Source organism: Pseudomonas sp. BW16M2, from assembly GCF_014268865.1.
In the GTDB taxonomy this organism is placed as follows: Bacteria; Pseudomonadota; Gammaproteobacteria; order Pseudomonadales; family Pseudomonadaceae; genus Aquipseudomonas; species Aquipseudomonas peradeniyensis.
Window position 1 is genome coordinate 1 of the sequence record NZ_JABWRI010000070.1, and the last position, 788, is coordinate 788.

A 788-nucleotide genomic window follows, 5' to 3' on the forward strand; every position below is an offset into this window, starting at 1 on the left:
GCCTGATTTTCCGTAGAGTTCTCGCTTTTTAGGCGAAGGATTCTGCCATGTCCAAGCGATACGAACTTTCCGACGCAGAATGGGAAATAGTCGCGGACCTCTTCACCGCACATCGACGTACAGGACGCCCAAGAGTCGATGATCGCTTGATGCTCAACGGCGTGTTGTGGGTGCTGTGCTCTGGTGCAACCTGGCGGGACATGCCTGAACGATTCGGGCCTTGGTCGACGGTCTATCAACGATTTCGAGACTGGCGAAACCAAGGAACCTTCAACAAGATGCTCAAGCGGTTACACCTCAAACTCAATGCACAGGGCCAGATTGACTTGACCACCTGGTGCATCGACTCAACCGCCGTGAGGGCCACCCGTGCCTCTGTCGGAGCAGGCAAAAAAGGGGGACTGAAGAACCAACGGACACGCACTTGGACGAAGCAGGGGCGGGTTGACGACGAAAACTCACATGGTCAGTGACGCCCGTGGCGTCCCACTCCACTTCACGCTCTCAGGTGGTAACGCCAGCGACATCTCCCATGCTCAGCGACTGCTGGACGGTGTCCACATCCCCTCGAATCGAGGTAGGCCACGCAAGCGCTGCCGCTGGCTCCTGGCCGACAAAGGCTATGACGCAGAATCCTTGCGGCAATACTGCGACCGCTATCGGATGCAGCCGGTGAGTCCGCTGCGTGACATGAAGCGCAAGCCGAAGCCGGGCTTACGGCGCCTGTTTGACAAGCCCAAGTATCGGCAGCGGAACGCTATCGAACGGCTATTTGGTTGGTTGAAGGA

The 788-nt window shown here is 57.6% G+C and carries 1 pseudogene; it reads left to right on the forward strand.

The window, feature by feature from the left end:
* Positions 1–47 precede the first annotated feature (47 nt).
* Positions 48–788: pseudogene (locus HU735_RS26810) on the forward strand (IS5 family transposase); the annotation flags it as partial.